Raw genomic sequence first — 19694 nt, 5'->3', positions numbered from 1 at the left:
GATCAAGCACCGCCTCAAGGTGATCCAGCACCACCCCGACGTGATCGACGGTTGCCTGACCACCACCGGCCTCACCCTCAACACCACCCCCGCCAACACCAATTAACCCTGATTAGTAGCGCCTCCTCCTAGCGGGGGGCGGGCAACCTCACGTCGTTGGGGAGCGCGAGCTGGGGCTGTCCCTGGGAAGACGTCCCGCCGAAGGGGGGCCGATCTAGGTCATTCTGGTTCAGCGCCTTCACGTTGAGGGACAAACTGAGGCACAACGCCCCTGGACATCTGTGGACTCCCCTGGACTCCTGTAGACGGAAGATGGCCCTAGAACAGCCGCCGCGCCAAGGTCAGGGCCTCATGATCCCCGTTCGAGTCCAATCGCGGGAGCTTGAACATGCTCCCATAAGCGCAGGTCAGGCCCCGTCCGCAAGATCGGAACGGGGCCTTTCTCATCCCCGCCTGACTACGGCCCGCCGGTCTCCGGGCAAAGCTGCCGCCCCCTGACGGCGCCGCCCTCCAAGCCGGGCCGCACCCGATGCCGGCCACCGCCTCGCTGCTCGTCGTACTGGTGTGCCCTACCAAGCGCGCCACGGGTTAGCGCGCACGCCGTCCGGGGCTGCGGCTGCGAAGCCCAAAGCCGTTGCTCCAACGGGGCGGTGAGCGTGTCAGCGACGTTCCGAGGATGAACGGTCGGCCGGCTCGACTGTCGGGTCCGACCTTGGCTGTTGGCCTGTCGGCCGGGGCCGACCTGATCGCGTCCGGTCCGGTTACGCAGGACGGGCCATCGGCTTCGGCCAGGGCATGAGCGAGCCGCGCGGGGGTGGCTCCGACCTGGGCGATCACGCTTCTGTGGAGAATCCGCATACGCTTGGGGTGGGAGACGCGGTTGCCGTCCACGTGCGGGGCGGTGCCCGTAGCGACATCGTGGGCAATGACCGAGAGCGCAGGATTCAATCCACCTGGCCGCGCGCTTCTCCACTGCCACGATCGAAAATGACCGGGAATTCTCGCTGAACGGCGTCCGCCCATGCATCGATCTCTTCGTGTGACGTCCTGATGGCGGCGATCAGCATATCGATCGCCTCCATCTTCCGCTCGCTCACATGCGTGCGAAGCTGCTCCAGAGTCACTTCGGTATAGGGCATTCCGAGTTGCCACCAGAAGCGCATGAGGTAACGGCATTCTTGCTGCCGCCTGTCGTCGGCCAACCGGCAGTGGATATGCCTACGAACATGGGCCAGCTGCTCCGCATCCCGGAAGCCGAACCTGAGATCTGTCAGCGACACGTCCGTGACCCTAGCATCTACTGCTCTTTCTGGCTGACAATTTAGCCGGTGCCGTGGACAGATTCCAGCCCAGGCGTCGACGGTCCAGAAGCCGCTGCCCAGAGCCTGGTGCTGCTTGCTCGGTGGAACTCGCTCACGCCCGCTTGCGCACGCTCTTGAGGGCGTGACGATACTTCTCACAGCCACTCGTGGGACTGGACACTCGTGGGACTGGACAACGGGTGGGTGTGAGTCTGTGGTGCCTTTGGGGAGCGTCGTCGCACCTGACAGTCGGGGCGTTTACGGGCGAGGCCGCTTGGTGTGTGGCGGAGGATCCCCATCCAGGGTGCGAGGTAACGCGGGGCCGAGACTTGCGTTTCGTGGGGTGATCTTGGCCTACATGGCGGTCAGCCCGGGTCTCTCTGACAGCGCGGGGAAGGTTCTGTGGCGCTCCAGACATGGGACCAGCCTTCCCCGGTCAACGCGCTGCTCGACCTTTGCCGCTTGCATCACCACGATGTGTGCGGAGCGTGTCGTGCAAATGCGCGATCCATTGTCGAGGGAGCAGGCGCGAGATCATTGAAAGGCGCCGATGAGTGCGAAGCGCGGCGCCAGCTCACTGTGCTCGATGCCGGCCGCGCGCGGCCGGGAGGCCCCGTCGGCCTCAGGTGCTCCAGCCGCGAGGCGGCGCGGGCCGTGTGGCGCGTCGGATGGTGTTGGGGCGTCCTGGTGCTGGTGGGCCGGTGCCTTGACGGCGGTGCCCTCCCGGTTGGCCGCCTGGGTGCGGTCGGCCGGGGTCGGTCGTGTTCGTTCTCAGCGATGTCAGGAGTCCTGCGCAGGGACCTCAGGCGACGTCTGCGGTGGGGATTCGGTCTACGGCGATGGCGATCGCTTCGGCGGCTGTGGTGACGTGGTGGAGAGCGGGGCGGTTCCACCGATCCTTGATGGTGTAGCCGCCGGCTCCCCGTAGTGAGCCGATCGAGACGAAGGCGGGGGAGAACGGATAGTGGGGTGTGTTAGAGAAGCTCAGCGCATCGTGGCTGGTCAAGGGATAGAGCCTGCGGAGCCTTGGGTCGGCGTGGGCGGACTCGATGAGCGCCTGGTACTGCGGCCAGCCGGCGTTGGCGGCCTCCTTGAGGAGGCACTGCCACTCTGAGGCGATGAGGTCGGCGACGTTGTCGTCCGGGACCTCGAAGCGTCCGGTCAGCAGCTCGAAGGGCGCGGCCTGCCCGATCTCGTCCAGGCCGGCCCCGTCGGCCCAGCCACGGATCACTGGGAGAAGCTCGGGCAAGTCCCCGGTGGCGCCGCGGATCATGAGCCTGCCATTGGACGAGCCCTGGATGGTCCAGCGCCGTTCGTGACGCCACGCTGTGACGTAGGACGCATGGCGGTGCGGGACGACGCTGGCGATCGTGGCATGGCGCAGTGGATCGGACGAGGTGACGGTCAGGGGAAGGGACGGCCCTTGGCCGGCGGCTGCGGCTCGCAGTGCCGCGGCGAGACTGCCGTGGGCGGCCACGTCCGGGTAGAGAACGGCAGGGGCTGGTTCCTGGCTCATTGAGATTCCGATCTTCTGCCCACGCGGTGTGCAGTGGCGGCCACCGTGGTGGCGAAGGGGGAGACGAAATGTGGGATCCGATTGGATCGGCGGTCTGGTCCAGTAGGCCGGACATGGGTTTCTGATCGCCACCTGGCCATCGTGGATCTAGTCTCCAGGGGGAGTCGCAGACCTGTTCACCGCGTTTTCGCCGTCACATCGGCATGACCGTGGTCTTTAAGAGCGGCGCGTCGGTGTCAGAGATAGTCGCGCCAGAATGGGACGGTGGCTTGGGGCGCCCAGTCGTCAGGGCGCTCGGGCCGGGGCTCTTTGAACTCCTGGGTGATGTAGTCGAGCAGGTCGACGCCGTAGTAGATGATGTAGCTGCCCCGCATCGACAGGACCGGGTGGCCGAAGGTGCCGTGGCCTGCGGGCAAGAACCTGTGCTCATGGACGGGGACCATCTTCGGTACCCCGGCCAGCTGTGATGTCGCCAGCTCGACGGCTGCTTCGCCGGAATCCGGCCGCTCACCCCAGGCGGGTCGCCAATGCCTGTGCTGGACGTCGTCGAGCAGGAAGTCGATCGGCCAGTTGAGCTGCAGGCGGAGTTCTCTGGGTCGCCGTTGCGCCAGTCCGGCCATGGTCCTTCCCAGGCATAGTAGGTGGCCGGGTCCTCTTCCCGTGGTTCGTGGACCGGCAGCCCGGCGGCGAGGAACGCGCGGTGGTCGTCGGCGAATTCGAATCCGTACTCGTGCTCGACGCGAGTGAACTCTGCTTCGGTCAGCCCCGCCTCGATCACGCAGCCGCCCAGTTGAACCAGGCGACGTGCGGCCTGTTCTCCGAGCCGGGCCGCTTCTTCGTCGATCACCTTCGAACCGTATCGCGATGGACCTGTGCCCTAGAGTCGCGACCGCTGAGGCCAACTGCCGACCGGAGGCCGCCGCATGACGATGGCCAACCCGCGGGCTGTGGCCCTGGAATGTGTCGCGCGGGCGGAGAGTGTTCCGTTGTGCCCCGATGGTGGGCGGCCCGCGCTCCGGACTGACCGGCACGGCCCTGCAATCGTCGACCTGGCCCGGATCCGTCGTGCTGGAACCACGACCCCTGCGACGTCGGCATGGCCTGTGGCTCGTCCGGTCTCGTGGTCGTCGAGCTCGACACTCCTAGATCGGGCCAGAGCCTGTGGACTACCGGGGTGGGTGGACCCGGCATCGGCGCCGACGGGGCGCGCTCGCCGAACGGTGCTGTCACCGTTCCGGACCGTCTCCGCACGTCGTGGCGGGTTCACCACCGCGCCCGGCGCCGGTCTGCGGAACACCGCCGGCCGGCACGCCACCGGGACGGTGACGGGCCTGCCCGCCCATGTCCACCTCGCCCTCAAGCGAGAAGTCACGTCTGCCATCGCCGTGGTGACCGGGGGATGTGACACCGCGCTCAGCCAGACCGCCTGCGGCCTCGCCGGCATCGGCGTCCTTGACGTCGAGGTCGTCGACATGCCGTGCTGGGCCGCGGGCGTGGGTCCTGATCCAGGACGGAGCGCGGGAGGTGGACGTGATCTTTCCGGGTCCTCGTCAGAGCGGCCGTGGACGCGCTTTGGTAGGCACAACGACGATCAGGCATGCTTCCGGTCCTCGGGAACATGCCTGATCTGTGGCTTGAGGAGCAGTGAAGGTCTCGCGATCGGGCTCGAACCGGCCACGCCGGCGGCGGTCACCTTCGCGTCCCACCACGCTTGCAGATCGTCCGTTGTACCGCTCATCATCCGCCCTTGCCTCGTGGGTGTTGAGGGATCGGTGCGAGGAGCCGAAACGTGGCCGGGCACACTTCCGGGGACGGAAGCGCGCCCAGCCGGCTGGTTCAGGAGTCACTCCGGCTTTCCGCAGGTCGCGCCGTGGTGGGGGAGGAAGCCGTACTCGGCGATTCGGGCTTGCGCTCGTGGGGTGGAGCAGAGCCAGCTGTTCGGGCCTACGAAGAGGTGGGCCAGGTGGTGGGGGATGCGGCCGTTCTTCTCGGTGAGGAGGACGATCGACTGTGTGATCATCAGTGGCGGCGGGAAAGCCGGGACGCCGGTGGCCTGGCCGTTGTTGATCTCGACGCGGTCGGTCGCGGGGTTGCGGACGGTCGGGGTGAGGCCCTCGATTCGGCGCAGTGACAGGGAGCCGTGGACGTCGTCGTGGCCGTACTCCGCCTGGGCGAGGTACTTGGCGATCGAGTACCACACCAGGGCGTTCGGGTTGCCCGCGATGAGGGGGTCGGTGCCCTGGTCCTGCGGGACGCCGGTCCGCACGCAGGCGCCGACCTCGTGCACCCCGAGCTGTTCCAGGAAATAGGTGATGCCCGGGCCGACGATCGGCAGCATCGGCTCGATCGTGGCGGTCGAGGTGCCGCCGACGCGGTCCCAGGTCCGGGCCCGGCAGGTGAAGACGTCCGCGAGCTGGGCGAGGGTGAGCGATGCCGGTGCGTGGCCCGTCGCGTTGGCCGCCCAGGTCAGGCCGTCGGTCGCGAACGGGAGGAAGACCATCGTCGAAGGGTCGCCGGGTAGCCGGGGCCGGATCGTCCGGGCGAAGTCGACGCACGGCCGGCCGCCGGGCAGGGTCTGCCGGGCGACCAGCGCGTCCATTCCCTGGGACGAGCCGGACGGCCGGACGATCGGGCGGCATCCGGCCTTGGGGCGGATGGTCTGGGAGCCGCGGGTCCGCCAGCTGAACAGGCGGCGGCCCGGGGATCGGGTGTTGTGGTCCGCCGCCAGGTCGTCGAAGAGGACCTCCGTGGTGTCGGCGCCGACTCCGACGACGTCGGTCGTGCGGGGCACCGTGGCGGGATCGGCGGCGGCGGGTGAGCCAGCGGCCAGGGTCAGCGCCAGGGCGGCGCCGAGGACGGCCGAGGCCGCACGGGTCCAACGGTCACGCATGGTGGCCTCCGGTTTCGGAAAGGTCGGGAACGGGTGGGGTGTGCGTGGCCTCGTGGCGTCCCGCGCCGTGTCGGCCCCACCAGCGCGCCAGGGGTCGCGGAGACCACCACAGGCGCGGTCCGATCAGCTTGATCGTCGCGGGCAGGAGCAGCCCGCGCACCAGCGTCGCGTCGACGAGCACCGCGAGCACGACGCCCACGCCGATCATCTTCATCACGGTGATCTGGGAGAACACGAACCCGCCGACGACCACGCAGAGCAGCAGCGCGGCGCTGGTGACGATCCGGGCGGTCCGCTGGACGGCGAGGGCGACCGACTCCTCGAGGTCGCCGGTGCGGTCCCACTCCTCCTTGATGCGGGCGACCAGGAAGACCTCGTAGTCCATCGCGACGCCGAAGGCGATCACCACCACGAGCAGGGGGAAGTTGACGTCGACGGCGCCGATCGGGACGAAGTCCAGTACCCCGTCGAGATAGCCGTCCTGGAAGATGAGCCGGATCGCGCCGAGCGCGGCCGACAGGGACAGCACGGTCAGCGCGACGGACTGGAGCGGTAGGACGACCGAGCCGAACGCCAGGAAGAGGACGGCGAAGGAGACCAGGCCGACGAACAGCGCCATCCAGGGCAGCCGGGAGGAGACCATGTGCACGATGTCCACCCGGGAGGCGGGCATCCCGGTGACCGAGGCGCGGGCGCCCTGCGGCGGGGCTTCCGCGCGAACCTTGGAGACCATCGTGCGCGCGGCGCGTGACATCGGGTCGATGGAGTAGCCGAGGGTGATGCGCGCGGTCGTACCGCTGGTGCCGGTGACCCTTCCGCCGTCGACGTTCGGGACCGCGTCCAGGCGGTGCGCGTAGTCGTCCAGGGCCGCGCGCGTTCCCGGCAGGTCGGCGGGGCCGGGGAGCTCGACGGCGACGGTCATGACCTTCGCCGGGTCGGCGGTGAAGCGCGTAGCCAGCTCGCGGGTGACCGACCGGGCCTCGCCGTTCCTGGGCTGCACCCAGTCGCCGGGACGGGCCCAGTTCGCGCTGAGGAACGGCAGGCCGAGGGCGACCAGGAGGACCACCACCCCGGCGGTGACCGCCAGGGGGCGTCGCATCACCGTGCGGGCGAGGGCGTACCAGCGGCCGTGCGCGGTGTCGGGCCGGCGGCGTCCGGGGAGGGGGACGCGCAGCGAGTCGACCCGGTGCCCGGCGAACGTGAGGAGCGCGGGCAGCAGCGTCAGCGAGCCGAGCACCGAGAACAGCGCGACGCACACCCCGGCGTAGCCCATCGAGTGCATGAACCGGGACGGGAAGACGATCACGCAGGTCAGCGAGGCGGCGACCGTGAGGCCCGAGAACAGGACGGTGCGGCCCGCCGTCGCGACCGTCCGTTCGACGGCGTCCTCGACCGGCAGGCCCCGGGCCAGTTCCTCACGGAAGCGGTTGACGATGAGGAGCCCGTAGTCGATGGTCAGCGCGAGCGCGAAGAGCGTGACCACGTTGACGGCGAACGTGGAGATCTCTGAGAAGAAGGTGATCAGCCGCAGCGCGACCAGCGACCCGAACGCCACCGTGACGCCGACCACGAAGGGGAGCGCGGCGGCGACGGCGCTGCGGAACACCAGGACGAGCAGCAGGAGGAGCAGCGGCATGGAGAACATCTCCGCCCGGGCGACGTCCCGCAGCGACTGCTGGTTGACCTGCTGCGTCATGGACGTGAGGCCGCCGAATGTGACCCTCATGCCGGGGACCTGGAAGTTCTTCTTCAGCGCCTTGAGCTGCTTGACGCGCTCCTGCTCGTCGTCGGACGGGAGCTGGAGGGCGACGTAGGTCGCGTGGCGGTCGCGGGAGACGAACGCGTCGTCGTGGGTGGACCAGTAGGTCTGGAGCCACTTCGCCGAGCCCGCGGGCAGCCCCGCGACGGCGCGTTGGACGGGCCCGGAGAAGGCGGGATCGTCGACCGTCCTCGACGGGTCCCGATAGAGAACGACGACGTCGGCGACATGGCGCCCGAGAGGCCCCTCGAGGACGCGGTTGGCGTGGACGGACTCGCTGTTCGGATCGTCGAAGCCCGAACCGCCGGTGAGGGACCGGAAGACGCCGGTGCCCCAGACTCCGGCGACGATCACCAGGACGACCGTCCCGGCGACGACCCACCAGCGGCGCCGGGCGGCCATCCGGCCGAGAAGCGCGAACATGGCAACCTCAATGGATAGTAGTGCTCACCACTATTGGCACCAGGAGTATCCATGCGCCGTCCCGACCGCACAAGGCGCCCGACGGGGCGCCGATGCCGTCCGAATCTCTGGATCAGCCGAGGAAACCCCAGGTCACGAAGCCGGCCCTCCTCCACTGGAAGGATGGGGCGAGTCCTGCTTGTGGCCGCGAAGTCGGACCAGTGCGCGGACCCGGGTCGGCCACAAGACCTCGCTCCCCGTACCGGCGGCGCACCGAGCCGGGCGCGTCACGGCGCACCCGGGTGGCGCCCTCTAGGGTGAGGGAGATCGGCCCTCACCGTGCCGGACCAGGGGAACGCCGAGAGAAGAGGAACCATGCGGATCGCCGAGCTGAGTCGCAACAGCGGGGTCCCGGTGCCGACCATCAAGTACTACATGCGCGAGGGCCTGATCCCCCCGGGCGAGCTGACGAGCCGCAACCAGGCGCAGTACGCCGAGGAGCACCTGCGGCGCCTGCGCCTGGCCCGCGCGCTGATCGAGGTCGGGGGCCTGCCGGTCGCCACGGCCAAGCGCGCGCTCTCCGCCATCGACGGCGCGGGCAACGTCCGCCAGGCGCTCGGCAAGGCCCAGTACGCGGCAACCCCGACCCGGCCCCACAACCTGGAGGACGAGGACTGGGAGAAGGCCCGGGCCATGGTGGACGATCTGATCGAGGACCGCGACTGGCAGATCAGGCCCGGCGCTCCCGCACTGGTGAATCTCCTGGAGACCGTCGCCGCGCTGCACCGCCTCGGACAGGGCGGCCTGGCGGGGCTGCTCGGTCACTACGCCGACGCCGCCGACATCCTGGCCAAGGCGGAGCTGCGGGAGATCGCCCGTCACGCGACCACCGACAGCAAAGCGGAGGCCGTCGTCCTGTGGACGGTTCTCGGCGACGCGTTGATGGCCGCCCTCCGGCGCCTGGCCCAGGAGAACGAGTCCGCCAAGGTCTTCGACGCCCCCACCGGACCGCCCGCGATCGGCTCGGTCGCCGCCACGGACCCCTAACTCGCACCCGCCCGTGGCTTGGCAAAGTGCTCGCGCAACCCACCAGCCTCGGGGACGTTGAGCACATCGAAGATGGAGAGGGCCTGCTGCCGGTGGTGGCGGGCCAGGGGACCGCGATGGGCGAGTGCCAGGCCCGCGTGAGCTCGGGCGAGTTCGTAGCGGTCTCCCGTTTCCGAGGTGAGGGCCAGCGCCATGTCGTGGTGAGCGCGGGCCTGGGTGGGGTGCCCCAGCTCGTTCAGCGCCTGGCCTAGCCCGTTGAGGGCACGTGCTTGGCCGTTACGGTCGCCGAGCCGTTGGTACATCGCCAGGGCTTGCCGGTGGTGGTCGGCGGCCCGAATGAGGTGGCCTTGCCGTTGGAGGGGCAGCCCGAGGTTGGTGAGCGCGTCCGCCTCGCCTGCCTGGTCACCGATCTCGCGATACAAGGCCAGGGCACTGCGGTGGTGGTGAACCGCAAGCGCGTGGCGGCCCTGATGATGGCGGACGTTGCCGAGGTTGCCCAGTATGCGGGCCTCGCCGCGCCGGTCGCCGAGCGCGCGGTAGCAGGCCAGGGCCCGCCGTGCGGCACGGATGGCCTGCTGGTGTTCGCCCTGCCTCCAGCGCACCAGGCAGAGGTTGCCCAAAGCGCGCGCTTGGCCGGCCAGGTCATCAGAGGCGCGGTAGATCACAAGGGCGCGTCGGCTGTGGTCGGCGGCCTCGGGGTAGCGGCCCTGGCGCCAGTAGATGATGCCGAGGTTGCTCAGAGCACGGGCCTGGCCGAAGCGGTCACCCGCTTCGCGGAAGATCTCCAGCGCCCGCCGGACGGACTCGGCGGCGCACTCGTAGCGGCCCTGATTCCACTGGACGCCGCCAAGGCTGGTCAGGAAGTGCGCCTCGCCCGAGCGGTCACCGGTGTCCGACGCCGCCCGTCGCGCGTGGTGGTTGACGGTCTCGGCGTCGGCGAGGTGAGCCCCGACGTCCAGGTAACGGAACAGGGTGGCGGCCAGGCGGATCGTGTGGCCGGGCAAGCCGTGCGCGCTGCCATGAGAGCAGACGGCCACGAGGTTGGGACGCTCCGCGTCGAGCCATGCCAGCGCGCTGGCCGGTTCGCACACCGGTGCGATCGGTGATGAGGCCGGTGGGATGTGGGGGCGACGCTGTTGCTCGGCCGGGTACAGAGCGTCCATGGCCGCGCTCGCCGTGCTCAGGTAGTGGTCGAACAGGGCTGTGAGAGCCGCCCGGCGAGGGCGTTCGGGCTCGTCGGCGACGGTCCGGGCCGCGAAGGCCTTGATCAGGTCGTGGAACCGGTAACGGCCCGGTGTGGACTGGTCCAGGAGATGGACGTCGAGCAGGTCCTCGCAGAGCCGGCGCGCCCGTGCGACGGTCGTGCCCGCGAGGCAGGCCGCGGCGTGAGCGTCGGCGTCCGCACCCGGGTGGAGTCCGAGATATCGGAACATGCGCCGCTGGTCTCGGGTCAGCCCGCGGTAGGAGAGCGCGAAGGCCGCGGCGACGTCGCGTTCGGTGTCGGCGAGGATGGTCAGGGCGTCGTGCCGTTCGGCCAGCCGCTCGGCCAGGTCCGCCGCGCTCCACGCGGGCCGGGAGCGCAGGCGGGCCGCAGCGATCCGGACGGCGAGCGGGAGCCGTCCGCAGAGGTGGACGATCCGTGCGACGGCGTCGATGTCGTCGACGCGGCTGGGCGCGGCACTCGTAAGGAACAGCGTCACCCCCTCGGAAGGGGAGAGGACGTCCAGGGAGAGCGGCAGGGCGTCGTCCAGGGCGGCGAGCCGGCTCCGGCTCGTCACCAGGATCAGACAGCCCGCCTCCGCCGGCAGGAGCGGGCGGACCTGTTCCGCACCGGTGGCGTTGTCGAGCACGATCAGTGTCCGCGTCCCTGTGAGCCGGCTCCGATACAGCGCGGCGCGCTCGTCCGCGTCATGGGGGATGCGCCCGCCGGGAACCCCGAGCGCGCGCAGCATCCGCTCCAGTGCCGCCGCCGGGTCCACCGGTGAGACCGAATGCGTGTGGCCGTGCAGGTCCAGGAACAGGCAGCCGCCGGGGAACCGATCGGCGAGCCGATGGGCGGCATGAACGGCCAGCGCCGTCTTGCCGATGCCGGGCATTCCGTCGATGGCGCAGACCGCCGCCCTCCCCGCGGGGCGGCGGGCGTCGCGGGCGAAGGTCAGCAGCCGCGACAGCTCGGCTTCGCGGCCGGTGAAACGGCCCGTGTCGGAGGGCAGTTCCCGGGGCGGGGTCACCGGCTCATCCGGCGGCGGTGCCGGTGCGCGCGGCACGGGAGCCCTGTCGTCCGTACCCGATTCGCCCGTGCCCGTCCTCTCCCAGAACGGGCTGGTGGGCAGGCAGACCCACGCGAGGGTGTCGGTCTCCTTCACCTTGACCTGGACGCTGCGATAAGAGGAGGCCACGTCTCTTGGGGCATGCCGGACGACCTCCGTGTAAAACCAGTCGGAGACCGTGAGGGCGAGCGCCCCCGGCGAGCCCGCCAGAATGCGTTTGAACGGCTCGGCGTCCAGCAGCCGGAACGCCAGGTTGATCGCGCTGCCGATCACCCCGTGCTCGTCCTCACGGATCTCGCCAGCGTGCACCGCGACCCGCAGCCTGATCCGGGCCGGCCCGTCCCGATCCCGGTTGTGGACGGCCAGTTCCGCGGCGAGGCGCCGTGGGAGATCGGTGATCAGGATCTCCTTGGGCACCTCGCTCGGCACCAGGATCAGCGCACCGTCGCCGCGGTCCTCGTGATGGCAGGTCCGCCAAGGGATCCCCGAGCCGTCGAACGCCTCCGACAGAGCCCGGTAGAGCCCCCGGCGCGCCACGACACGGTCGCGGTCCGTCCGGCGGGGGTCGCCGAAGCCCTCGATGTCGGAGCAGACGATCGATCGGTGCACCGCGCCCATCGTGTCGGGTCCTTTCGCGGCGGGTTAGGAATGTGCTCGAAATGCCGCAACGGGCGCGTCTTAATGAGCAGGGTGGGGGAATTCTCTGGTCGGCGGTGTGCTCGCTCGGGGTATTCACCGTGCGCTCTCGCGGCACATCTCGAAGCGGCGGGCTTTGGGGGAGGTGCGGGCGGCCGGGGGGACGTGAGCTTCTTTTGGTAATCGCTGCGCGTCCTATTGTGACATGTCTAAGGTCGGGGGGCCGGAAGTCATGGGCGGCCAGATCTTGGAGGATTCGTGAGCGACGGTGACGCGCCGGTGGCGCGGTGGCGAAAGAGCAGCCGCAGCGGCGACAACGGAGGTCAGTGCGTCGAGGTGGCGGGGCTGGTCGTGGCCGTCGGAGTGCGGGACTCCCGCGATCCGGATGGACCGAAGCTCCTCTTTTCTCCCGCCGAATGGGCGCTGTTCCTGCGGCGGCTGAAAGGCGGCGGGTGCGACCTGGGATGATCGGCCGGAATCCGTTTCGGCTGGGGTGATTTCGCGTTAACAGTCACTCTTGGGCTATAAGTGCCTAAATCGAGTGAAGTGCTTGCGGTGGCGGGCGGGCGGGGTTACCAAGGCAGGCGACGCGGGACGCGGTCGTGTGCGTGGCACCCTGCCCGCCGGCCGGCCCGGGAAGGGGCAGGCATGAAGAAGATCTTGTCGGCGGCCCAGGTGACGGCGCTGGCGACGCTCGGCGGGCTGGCGGGGACCTTACTGGTCTCGGCCGCGGTGCAGGCGGCCGGCGGGGACGGCGGGCAGCAGCTCACCGCGCAGATCCGCGACGTGCAGGGCAAGCAGGTCGGGACGCTCACCGTGACGCCCGCCGGACGGACCGCCGAGCGGCTCTCGGTGCGGGTGTGGGGCCTGCCCGCCGGGTTCCACGGATTCCACGTGCACGCGGTCGGGAAGTGCGACCCCGCCGCGGTCGACCCGAGCACGGGCAAGGTCAGCCCGTTCTTCACGGCGGGCCCCCACCTCGACCTCGGCGGCCCGCACGGGCACGGGAACCACTCGGGCGACCTGCCGAACCTGCTGATCGGCCAGGACGGGCGGGGCGCGGGCGAGTCGGTCACCGACCGTTTCCAGGCCGCGCAGCTGACCGACGCCGACGGCAGCGCCATCGTCGTGCACGCGCTGCCCGACAACCACGCGAACATCCCCGAGCGCTACTCCTCCGGAACGGGGAAGGGACCGGACGCCGACACGCTGAAGGCGGGCGACTCCGGCGGGCGCTCCGCGTGCGGCGTGATCGGCGCGACGCGCCGGTCGTAGTGCCCTGAGCGTCACCGGGCCGGACGACGGCCCGGCGGCCGTGCACGGCGTCACCGCGCGGGCGCGGGCGGAGGGGCCGCGCCCGCCGAGGTGCCGTCGAGGTCGCCAGCCGGCTCGGCGGACCGCGGAGCACCGGCCCGCCGGTGAAACGTCCCGGCCCTGGCCCCGCCCTGTGGGCACCCCGGTCGCGTGTTCGCCGAGGCCGTCCGGTCGCGCCGGGTGCCGGCGGGCCGGGGGCGGCGGGTGCCGGCCGAACTGTCGGTGGCGGGCGGCAGGGTGGTGCGGTGGCCATTCATGTCGTGAGCCGGCGGCGCTCCCGGGCGGCGGTCGAGGCGGCGCACCCCGGTGCCCTGATCCTGGACGTGACGTCCCGGGCGGACGAGCCGTGGGTGCGGTTCAGCCCGTTCTATCCGCACGGCGGGATTCCCGTGCCGTTCTGCCCGGGCGTCTTCGCCGAGTCCGTCGAGGGGATCTGGCAGGGCCTCAAGGTCTTCGCGGGCGCCGGAGCCGACCCGTCCAGGTTCGCGGTCACCTCGATGAAGGGGATCAAGCGGACGGTGCGCAGGTACGGGCCGGTGCTCGGGCACCGGGCGGGGGAGGACCTGCTGCCGTACGGGCGGGCGCGGCGGGAGATCTATCTGCCGGCCTACCGGTGGATGCTGGAGAACCGGGCGGCGGGCCTGGCCGGGGAGCTGCGCGGGCTGGCGGAGGCCCGCGACGTCGTCCTGCTCGACTACACCGTCAACGGGGACGTGGCGGACGAGTCCAGGCCGTTGTCGCACGCCGCACTGGTCCGGGCGTTCGTGGAGGACCGCTGGCCCGCATTCTGACGGAGTGTGTCTGATTCATCGCTATGGGTAGGAGGTTGTCGGGGATGCCGTGATCAGTGGGGGATGGCATGTTCGGGGGATTGGCGCGATTCGTGGTGCGGCGCCGCTGGTGGGTCATCGCGGTGTGGGTGGTCGCCGCGGTCCTGCTCGTGGGGTTCGCGCCGAAGTTCAAGGCCAGCACGCAGCAGACCGACTTCCTGCCCGGATCATATGAGTCCGTGCGGGCGTTCCACCTCACCGGGGACGCGTTCCCGCAGACCCGCGGGCAGACCGCGATCTTCGCGGTGACGCGGGCGGACGGCGGCCCGCTGACGGCCGCGGACCAGGCGGCCGCGGCCCGGCTGGCGGGGCGCCTGGACGCGGCGGACGTCGAGGGCGTGCAGCGGGTGGCGGCGGGACCGGTGGCCGCCGACCGGCTGGTGCAGATGATCAATGTGCGGTTCCTCTCGGAGAGCTTCGACGACCCGGCCGTCGGCAAGGCGGTCGACCGGCTCCGCGACGACGCCGCCGCCGGGACCCGGGGCACCGGGCTGACCGCCCGGCTCACCGGGACGGCGGCGATCAACGCCGACGCGCAGAAGTCCTACGAGCGCAGTGACACGATCACGCTGGGCGCGACCATCGTGGTGATCTTCGTGCTGCTGATCCTCACCTTCCGCAGCGTGGTGGCGGCGTTCCTGCCGCTGGTCACGGTCGGGCTGGTGATGGTGGTGGCGCTGTCGCTGATCGGCAGCGTGAACGCGGCGTTCGGCCTCAAGGGCGACAACATGACGCAGTCGCTGATGCCGATCGTGCTGTTCGGGGTGGGCACCGACTACATCCTGTTCCTGCTGTTCCGCTACCGGGAGCGGCTGCGCGCGGGCGAGGACGGGCGGAGCGCGATGGTCGCGGCCGTGGAGCGGGTCGGTGAGGTCATCGCCTCGGCCGCGTGCGCGGTGATCGTCGCGTTCAGCGCGCTGATCCTGGCCTCGCTCGGCATGCTCCGGTCGATGGGCCCGGCGATGGGCATCGCGGTCGCGACGACGCTGGTCGCGGCGCTGACGCTGATCCCCGCCGTGGTGTCGCTGCTCGGCCCGAAGGTGTTCTGGCCGAGCCGGGCGTGGCGCGCGGAGCCGCGGCACACCCGGGCCGCGGGGCTGGGCCGGCTGATCGGGCGCAGTCCCTGGCCGGTGGCGCTGGTGTCGGGCGCCGTGCTGGTCGCGCTGTCGGTGTGCGCGCTCGGGTTCAGCGCCGACTTCAACATGGCCGCGGCGCCGTCCGGGACGGAGGCGGCGCGGGGGCTCCAGGACCTGGAGAAGGGCTTCCCTCCCGGTGCCGAGGAGGCCACGCAGGTGTTCGTGCGCAGCACGTCGGGCGCCCGGCTGGCGCCGGGGGCGGTCGCGCCGGTGGTGGCGCGGCTGAAGGCGACGCCGGGCGTGGCGGCGGTGGGCGCGCCGTCCTTCAGCGCCGACGGGCGGACCGCGCTGTTCGACGCGCAGCTCGCCACCGACCCGCTGTCGCGGCCGGCGATGGACACCGTCTCGGGGCCGGTCCGCAGGTCGGCGCACGCCGCGGCGCCGCCCGGCACCGAGGCGATCGTGGGCGGGCAGACGGCCGTCATGGTCGACCTGCGGCAGGCGATGAACCGCGACTACGCCGTGGTGTTCCCGATCGCCGGGGTCCTCATCGCCGTCATCCTCGGGCTGCTGCTGCGCAGCGTCGTCGCGCCGCTGTACCTGATGGCGGCGGTGGTGCTGAGCTTCCTCGGGACGATCGGCGCGAGCGTGGCCCTGTTCCAGTGGGGCGGGGGGCACGCCGGGGTCATCTTCTTCCTGCCGCTGGTGGTGTACCTGTTCGTGACGGCGCTGGGCACCGACTACAACATCCTCGTCATCGCGCGGCTCCGGGAGGAGGCGCGCGCCGGGCACTCGCCGCGGCGGGGCGTCGGGCACGCCTTCACGCAGGCCGCGCCGACCGTCGCGTCCGCGGGGCTGATCCTGGCCGGGAGCTTCGCGACGTTCCTGCTGGCCGAGGCGGACGCGATGCAGGAGATGGGGACGACGGTCGCGCTCGGCGTGGTCCTCGCGGCGTTCGCCATGTCGATGTTCCTCGTCCCGGCCGTGACGGTGCTGCTCGGGCACGCGGCGTGGTGGCCGGGCCACCAGGACGCCGCCGCGGCGATGGCGGGCGCGGAGGAGCGGGCCGCCGGGCCCGGCCCGGCGGGCGGCGAGCCGTACCGGGGCGCGCCCACCCGCCACGACTGAGCGCCCGTCCTGGGACGGTTACCGCGCGGCGCCGTCGGCGACGACCTCGGCGAGCAGGTCCTCCTCGGTCGCGCCGCGCCGCCAGTAGCCGGTGAAGGTGACGGCGCGGCGGTCGAGGCCGCGCTCGTTCACCAGGTGCCGGCGCAGCGCCCTGACCACCGCGGCCTCGCCGGCGATCCACGCGTAGGGCGAGGTCCCGGGCATCTCGGCGCCGCGGACCGCGTCGAGCAGGCCGCCGGGACCGACCCAGGAGATCTCGGCGTCGGCCTCGGTCGGCAGGTCCTGGCGGTCGGCGGCGTCCGGCACCTCGACCCACACTCGCGCGCCGGTCCCGGCGGGCAGCCAGGCGAGGTTCCCGGCGATGGCGGGCAGCGCGGTCAGGTCGCCCGCGATGAGCACGGGGGCGCCGGGCGGCGGCCGGAAGTCGTAGCCGCCGTTGTCGGGGCCGGACGGGCCGAGCACGACGACGCGGTCCCCGGGACGCGCGGCGGCGGCCCAGCGGGCGGCGGGCCCGGACGCGCCGCCGGGGTGCAGCGCGACGTCGACGTCCAGTTCGCCGGGACGCCGCGCGCGGACGGTGTAGGAGCGCATGATGCCGCGTTCGGCCGGGTCCAGCGCCCGCCAGTCGGCGAACCACGTGCCGGGCGACCAGGTCGCGGGCATCACGGGCGCGTCCTGGTGGGGGTGCGGGAGGAACAGCTTGAAGCGCTGGTCGCGGCCGGCCGAGACGAACGCGTCCCCCGAGTCGTCCGCCGCGTCCAGCGCCGGCCCGCCGAAGGTGACGCGGACCATGGAGGGCCCGAGCGGCGCGGACCGCAGGACGTGCAGGTCGAAGAAGCGGTAGGGGTCGGCGGGGGCGGCGGTGGGCATCGGTGCTCTCCTCAGCCTGTCTTCGTGGCGGACCGGATGGACGTCGCGAGGGGCTCCGGCAACGGGGCGCGACCCTTCGGCCGGAGCGCCTGCGGGTCCCGCCGTGACCGATTCCGCCCCGACGGGCGCTTAGGTTAACCTAACCTAAGGTGTTGGCCAGTGGCGGTTCGGCCACCGGACCGTCCCCCGGGGGAGCGCGCCGGCGTCGTCGACGGAGGCCCCGCCCGCGCCCGCGCCGCCGGGCCGCTCGGCGGCGGGTACCGGGCCGGCCTCCCGTGACCGAACGAGGACGGGACGGAACTGATGACGGAACCGAACGCGCCGGGCGCGCAGGCGGCGGACGCGCGGCTGACCGCGGCGGGCCTGACCCTCGCCTACGACCGGCGGACGGTGGCCGAGGGCCTCGACGTGGTGGTCCCCGACGGCTCGTTCACCGTGATCGTCGGGCCCAACGCGTGCGGCAAGTCGACGCTGCTGCGGGCGCTGGCCCGCATCCTCAGGCCCGCCGCGGGCGCCGTGGTGCTGGACGGGCGGCCCATCGCGGGGTGGCCCGCCAAGAAGCTGGCCCGCACCCTGGGGCTGCTGCCGCAGTCGTCCATCGCGCCGGACGGCATCTCGGTCGCCGACCTCGTCGCGCGGGGACGCTACCCGCACCAGGGGCTGCTGCGGCAGTGGTCCCGCGAGGACGAGCGGGTGGTGGCCGAGTCGATGGCCGCGACCGGCGTGGCCGGGCTCGCCGACCGGCCGGTGGACGAGCTGTCGGGCGGGCAGCGGCAGCGGGTGTGGATCGCGATGGCGCTGGCGCAGCAGACGCCGCTGCTGCTGCTGGACGAGCCGACGACCTACCTCGACATCGCGCACCAGATCGAGGTCCTCGACCTGTGCGCCCGGCTGCACGAGGAGGGGCGCACGGTCGTCGCCGTCCTGCACGACCTGAACCACGCCTCCCGCTACGCGACGCACCTGCTCGCGATGCGCGGCGGGCGGATCGTCGCCGAGGGCGAGCCGGCCTCGGTGGTGACGGCGGACCTGGTCGAGGAGGTGTTCGGGCTGCCCTGCCGGGTGATCGACTGCCCGGAGACGGGGACGCCGCTGGTCGTCCCCGCCGCCCGGCGCCGGAGCGCCGTCCCGGAGGACGTGAAATAGTTGTAGAGTTCCAATGGTTTTAGAAATACAACCGTTGGAGGTCCCTTGTCCGAACTCACCCCCCGCCGCCGGCTCCTCGTGCTGGCCATCTGCTGCATGAGCCTGCTCATCGTCAGCCTCGACAACACGATCCTCAACGTCGCGCTGCCCGCGTTGCGGAGCGACTTCCACGCCTCCCTCTCCGGCCTGCAGTGGGCGATCGACGCCTACCTGATCGTGCTGGCCTCGCTGCTGCTCCTGTCCGGCTCGACCGCCGACCGGCTCGGCCGCCGCCGCGTCTTCCAGACCGGGCTCCTCCTGTTCACCACGGGCTCGGTGCTGTGCAGCCTCGCCCCGTCCCTCGGCTGGCTCGTCGCCGCGCGCGTCGTGCAGGCGGTGGGCGGCTCGATGCTCAACCCGGTGGCGATGTCGATCATCACGAACGTCTTCACCGAGCCGCGCGAACGCGCCCGCGCCATCGGCGTGTGGGGCGCCGTCGTCGGCCTCAGCATGGCGATGGGCCCGATCGTCGGCGGGCTGCTGGTCGACTCCGTCGGCTGGCGCGCGATCTTCTGGCTGAACCTGCCGATCGGGCTGGCCGCGCTGACGCTGACCGCGCTGTTCGTCCCCGAGTCGCGGGCCCCGCGGCCGCGCCGGCCCGACCCGCTCGGCCAGGCCCTGATGATCCTGCTGCTCGGCACCCTGACCTTCGCGATCATCGAGGGGCCCGACCTCGGCTGGGACGCGCCCGGGGTGCTCGGCGGCGCCGCCGTCGCCGCGCTCGCGCTCGCCGGGTTCGCCCGGCACGCCCACCGCGCCGCCGAGCCGCTCATCGACCCGCGCTTCTTCCGCAGCGTCCCGTTCTCCGGCGCGACGGTCATCGCCGTCTCCGCGTTCGCCGCGCTCGCCGGGTTCCTGTTCCTCAACACCCTCTACCTGCAGGAGGTCCGCGGACTGTCGGCGCTGCACGCCGGGATCTACCTCCTGCCGATGGCGGCGATGACCGTCGTGTGCGGCCCGCTGTCGGGGCGGCTGGTCGGCGCCCGCGGCCCGCGGCTGCCGCTGCAGATCTCCGGCGCGGCGATGCTCGCCAGCGGGCTGCTGTTCGCGCTGCTGGACGCCGAGACGTCCAACCTGACGCTGTTCGCCGCGTACGTGCTGTTCGGCATCGGGTTCGGGACGGTGAACCCGCCCATCACCAACACCGCCGTGTCGGGGATGCCGCGCGCCCAGGCGGGGGTGGCCGCGGCCGTCGCCTCCACCAGCCGCCAGGTCGGCCAGGCCCTCGGCGTCGCGGTGATCGGCGCCGTGCTCGCCGCCGGAACCGGCGGCCACGGGCAGGTCACCGGCTTCGTCACGGCCGCGCGACCGGCATACTGGGTGCTCGCCGGGTGCGGGGCGGCCGTGCTCGTGCTCGGCGTCCTGACCACCGGGCGCCGTGCCGCGCGCAGTGCCGAGCGCACCGCCGTCCTGTTCGAGACCGGTCCCGAGCGGACCACGACCCCGGCGAACGCCGCGTGACGGGAGCGA

The 19694-nt window shown here is 71.7% G+C and carries 14 protein-coding genes; 7 read left to right on the top strand and 7 right to left on the bottom strand.

The features are described 5' to 3' along the window. Positions 1 to 944: 944 nt before the first annotated feature. From E1291_RS17835 to E1291_RS17815, 5 genes are all read right to left on the bottom strand, one after another. Positions 945 to 1280 (bottom strand): hypothetical protein, encoded by a 336-nt coding sequence (locus E1291_RS17835; RefSeq protein WP_131738947.1) that lies wholly within the window; start codon positions 1278 to 1280, stop codon positions 945 to 947. Positions 1281 to 2103: 823 nt separating this feature from the next. Beyond that, a complete protein-coding gene (locus E1291_RS17830) occupies positions 2104 to 2817 on the bottom strand; it encodes a DUF6193 family natural product biosynthesis protein (RefSeq protein ID WP_131738946.1) in 714 nt (237 codons plus the stop codon). A gap of 236 nt (positions 2818 to 3053) precedes the next feature. Next, the gene (locus E1291_RS43285) at positions 3054 to 3437 is read right to left on the bottom strand and encodes a hypothetical protein (RefSeq protein WP_207400784.1); all 384 of its coding nucleotides are present in this window, start codon (positions 3435 to 3437) and stop codon (positions 3054 to 3056) included. 1223 nt (positions 3438 to 4660) lie between these two features. Further along, positions 4661 to 5707, bottom strand: a complete 1047-nt coding sequence (locus E1291_RS17820) for a substrate-binding domain-containing protein (RefSeq protein WP_131738945.1) — start codon at positions 5705 to 5707, stop codon at positions 4661 to 4663. Next, a complete protein-coding gene (locus E1291_RS17815) occupies positions 5700 to 7889 on the bottom strand; it encodes an MMPL family transporter (RefSeq protein ID WP_131738944.1) in 2190 nt (729 codons plus the stop codon). The genes E1291_RS17820 and E1291_RS17815 overlap by 8 nt, the downstream gene beginning before the upstream one ends. A gap of 354 nt (positions 7890 to 8243) precedes the next feature. Between E1291_RS17815 and E1291_RS17810 the strand changes: the two genes are divergently transcribed. Continuing rightward, positions 8244 to 8915 (top strand): MerR family transcriptional regulator, encoded by a 672-nt coding sequence (locus tag E1291_RS17810; protein WP_131738943.1) that lies wholly within the window; start codon positions 8244 to 8246, stop codon positions 8913 to 8915. On the opposite strand, the gene E1291_RS17805 is transcribed toward E1291_RS17810, so the two are convergent. After that, a complete protein-coding gene (locus tag E1291_RS17805; protein WP_165495169.1) occupies positions 8912 to 11794 on the bottom strand; it encodes a tetratricopeptide repeat protein in 2883 nt (960 codons plus the stop codon). The two genes, E1291_RS17810 and E1291_RS17805, sit on opposite strands and share 4 nt — an antisense overlap. Before the next feature lie 285 nt (positions 11795 to 12079). On the opposite strand from E1291_RS17805, the gene E1291_RS17800 reads away from it, so the two are divergent. The 4 genes from E1291_RS17800 (at position 12080) to E1291_RS17785 (ending at position 16169) form a co-directional block, all read left to right on the top strand. After that, positions 12080 to 12289, top strand: coding sequence for a DUF397 domain-containing protein (locus E1291_RS17800; protein WP_207400783.1), 210 nt, complete (start codon positions 12080 to 12082; stop codon positions 12287 to 12289). Positions 12290 to 12469: 180 nt separating this feature from the next. Further along, on the top strand, positions 12470 to 13096 hold the full coding sequence (locus tag E1291_RS17795; protein ID WP_131738941.1) for a superoxide dismutase family protein: 627 nt from the start codon (positions 12470 to 12472) through the stop codon (positions 13094 to 13096). A 284-nt stretch (positions 13097 to 13380) separates the two neighbouring features. Beyond that, positions 13381 to 13926 (top strand): DUF6939 family protein, encoded by a 546-nt coding sequence (locus tag E1291_RS17790; RefSeq protein ID WP_131738940.1) that lies wholly within the window; start codon positions 13381 to 13383, stop codon positions 13924 to 13926. Positions 13927 to 13994: 68 nt separating this feature from the next. Further along, positions 13995 to 16169, top strand: a complete 2175-nt coding sequence (locus tag E1291_RS17785; RefSeq protein WP_131738939.1) for an MMPL family transporter — start codon at positions 13995 to 13997, stop codon at positions 16167 to 16169. An 18-nt stretch (positions 16170 to 16187) separates the two neighbouring features. Here E1291_RS17785 and E1291_RS17780 read toward each other — a convergent pair whose 3' ends face one another. Beyond that, on the bottom strand, positions 16188 to 17039 hold the full coding sequence (locus E1291_RS17780; RefSeq protein WP_131738938.1) for a siderophore-interacting protein: 852 nt from the start codon (positions 17037 to 17039) through the stop codon (positions 16188 to 16190). 303 nt (positions 17040 to 17342) lie between these two features. On the opposite strand from E1291_RS17780, the gene E1291_RS17775 reads away from it, so the two are divergent. Together E1291_RS17775 and E1291_RS17770 are read left to right on the top strand one after the other, a co-directional pair. Then, positions 17343 to 18185, top strand: coding sequence for an ABC transporter ATP-binding protein (locus E1291_RS17775; protein WP_131738937.1), 843 nt, complete (start codon positions 17343 to 17345; stop codon positions 18183 to 18185). A 45-nt stretch (positions 18186 to 18230) separates the two neighbouring features. Next, positions 18231 to 19685 (top strand): MFS transporter, encoded by a 1455-nt coding sequence (locus E1291_RS17770; protein WP_131738936.1) that lies wholly within the window; start codon positions 18231 to 18233, stop codon positions 19683 to 19685. The last annotated feature ends 9 nt before the right edge of the window (positions 19686 to 19694 follow it).

The organism is Actinomadura roseirufa, from assembly GCF_900659635.1.
Classification (GTDB): domain Bacteria; phylum Actinomycetota; class Actinomycetes; order Streptosporangiales; family Streptosporangiaceae; genus Spirillospora; species Spirillospora roseirufa.
Note: the sequence above shows the minus strand (reverse complement) of the source record. Positions and strands in the feature narration are given on the sequence as shown.